Origin of the sequence: Streptomyces sp. NPDC060184 (assembly GCF_042728795.1) — a bacterium.
In the GTDB taxonomy this organism is placed as follows: domain Bacteria; phylum Actinomycetota; class Actinomycetes; order Streptomycetales; family Streptomycetaceae; genus Streptomyces.
This window is the reverse complement of record NZ_JBHWYX010000100.1, coordinates 1-2,014: the sequence shown is the minus strand read 5'-3', so window position 1 is coordinate 2,014 and position 2,014 is coordinate 1. Positions and strand designations below refer to the sequence as shown.

General features: G+C 74.2%; 2 protein-coding genes. Both read right to left on the bottom strand.

Annotated elements, in window-relative coordinates:
• Nucleotides 1-92 precede the first annotated feature (92 nt).
• Nucleotides 93-992 carry a tetratricopeptide repeat protein gene (locus ACFWEE_RS32615; RefSeq protein WP_386894852.1) on the bottom strand — a complete coding sequence of 300 codons (900 nt, stop codon included), beginning with the start codon at nucleotides 990-992 and terminating at the stop codon, nucleotides 93-95.
• On the bottom strand, nucleotides 989-2,014 hold a 1,026-nt coding region (locus ACFWEE_RS32610; protein WP_386894850.1), incomplete at its 5' end, for a hypothetical protein. The genes ACFWEE_RS32615 and ACFWEE_RS32610, both read right to left, overlap by 4 nt.

Genomic DNA, 2,014 nt, shown 5'->3' with positions numbered 1-2,014 from the left:
CACCCCGGGGCGCCCCCCCTCGGGGGTGCCGCCCTTCTTCGTATCCGCTACCTGCTACCTGCTGCCGCTACCGGCTGAGCGGTGCGTACCGGTCAGGCCTTGGCCGGACCGTCGGCGTCGGGCTGCTCGGTGCCGTGCCCGGTGCTCTGCTCGGCCGCCGGGGTGGCCTCGGCAGCCGCGTCGGCGCGATCGGCCCAGGCGTTCAGCTCGTCGGTGTCGTCCTCGTCCGCGTCGTCGACGTCGTCGCGGTCCTCACCCTCGGTGTCGTCGGCGATGTCGTCGTCGGCGATGTCCACCGCGGTGTCCGTGCCCTGGGCCGCGGGGGCCGCGTGCTGCTCGGCCGGTGCCGTGGCGGGAGCGTCCTCCTCGTCGCCGTCCAGGGCGTCCACGAACTCGACTCCGTCAAGCTCGGCGAGCCGGTCGGAGGCGTCGGTCGCGCCGTCCTTGTCGGACTCCAGGGCCTTGGCGAACCACTCGCGGGCCTCGTCCTCACGGCCCGCCTCCAGGAGCGCGTCGGCGTACGCGTAGCGCAGGCGCGGGGTCCACGGGTGCACGGCGTTGGAGGCCAGCTCGGGGCTCTGGAGGGTGACGATGGCGGCATCGATCTGCCCCATGTCACGGCGGGCACCGGCGGCCACCAGGCGCATCTCGACCTGGCCGGCCTTGTCCAGCTTCTGGACCTCGGGCTCGCCCGCCATCGCCATGGCGCGCTCGGGGCGGCCGAGGCCGCGCTCGCAGTCCGCCATGACGGGCCACAGCTCCACGGAACCGGTCATCCGCTTGGCAGCACGGAACTCGGCAAGCGCCTCCCCGTACTTCTGCGTGGCGTACGCCGCGAAGCCGGCCGCCTCACGGACGGCGGCGACGCGCGAGGCGAGGCGGAGGGCGACGCGGGAGTACCCGTACGCCTCCTCGGGGTCCTCGTCGATGAGGCGGGCGACCATGACGAGGTTGCGCGCGACGTCCTCGGCGAGGGTCTTCGGCAGGCTCAGGAGCTCCTGGCGGACCTCCTTGTCGATCTCGAAGCCCGTGACGTCGTCGGGGATGGGCAGCCGCTTGATGGGCTCGCGGTCACGGTCGCCCTGGTAGCCGCCACGGTCGTCCCGACCCCGGTAGCCGCCGCGGTCGTCGCGCTGACCGCGGTAACCACCGCGGTCGTCATCACGGCGCGGGCCGCGGTCGTCGCGCTGACCGCGGTAGCCGCCGCGGTCGTCGTCACGGCGGGGAGCGCGGTCGTCACGGCGGAAGCCACCGCCGGAGCCCGAGCCACCACGATTGTCGTCACGACGGAAACCGCCACGGTCGTCGTCACGGCGCGGGGCGCGGTCGTCACGACGGAAGCCACCGCCGGAACCGCCACGGCTGTCGTCACGACGGAAGCCACCGGAGGGGCGGTCGTCGTCGCGGCGCGGGCCGCGCGGACGGTCGTCCCGGCGCTCGAACCCGCCCGGACGCCCACCACGGTCGTCATCGCGACGAGGAGCGCGGTCGTCGCGCTGACCACGGAAGCCACCACGGTCGTCGTCACGGCGGGGAGCGCGGTCGTCACGACGGAAGCCACCGCCGGAACCGCCACGGTTGTCGTCGCGGCGGAAACCGCCACGGTCGTCGTCACGGCGCGGGGCGCGGTCGTCACGACGGAAACCGCCACCCGAGCCGGAACCACCTCGGTCGTCACGGCGCTCGAAACCGCCCGGACGCCCACGGTCGTCGTCACGACGCGGCGCACGGTCGTCACGACGGAAACCACCACCGGAACCGGAGCCACCGCGGTCGTCACGACGGAAGCCACCGCCAGAACCGCCACGGTTGTCGTCACGACGGAAGCCACCGGAGGGGCGGTCGTCGTCACGGCGCGGGGCGCGGTCGTCACGACGGAAGCCACCGGAGGGGCGGTCGTCGTCACGGCGCGGGGCGCGGTCGTCACGACGGAAGCCACCGGAGGGGCGGTCGTCGTCACGGCGCGGGGCGCGGTCGTCACGACGGAAGCCACCGGAGGGGCGGTCGACGTCAC